Origin of the sequence: Ureibacillus sp. 179-F W5.1 NHS (assembly GCF_045369345.1) — a bacterium.
GTDB classification, from domain to species: domain Bacteria; phylum Bacillota; class Bacilli; order Bacillales_A; family Planococcaceae; genus Ureibacillus; species Ureibacillus halotolerans.
Genome location: NZ_JBIQFG010000114.1, coordinates 1 through 584, shown reverse-complemented (window position 1 = coordinate 584; position 584 = coordinate 1). Strand labels below are relative to the sequence as shown.

General features: G+C 33.4%; 1 pseudogene. It reads left to right on the top strand.

The annotated features are described in order from the left end of the window. Window positions 1–584, top strand: a pseudogene (locus ACH0B5_RS18080) (IS5/IS1182 family transposase); the annotation flags it as partial.

Here is a 584-nt window from a genome sequence, read left to right as displayed (position 1 = left end):
GTGAAAGATTTAATTCGTCAATGTTTCGTTCAATTCCGTTGCCAATTGATTGAAGAAAAGCTTATTGATCAAGAAGCGATTTTTATCGATGGTACAAAAATTGAAGCAAATGCGAATAAATTTACGTTTGTTTGGAAGAAAACCATTGAAAAATATCACCAAAATTTAATTGAAAAGTCAAACCAGCTATACAATGAGCTACTAGAGAGTGAAATCATACCTGAAATTCAACGTGAAAGCGATAAACAGTTATCATTGGAAGAACTCGCTCAATTAGTTCAAAAAGTGGACGATGTCGTAACTGAATATGATAAACAAATTGAAACATCATCAGATGTTCTAGAACGAAAAGCCTTAAGAAATAAACGTAAATACCCGAAACAATTACGCAAGCAGTTGATTGATTTTGTCCTACGTAAACAAAAATACGAAAGAGACTTTGAAATCTTTGGTACACGCAATAGCTATTCTAAGACAGATTCAGATGCGACGTTTATGCGAATGAAAGATGATTATATGCAAAACGGACAATTAAAAGCTGGATATAATGTACAAATCGCAACGGAAGGTCAATATACGCTTGC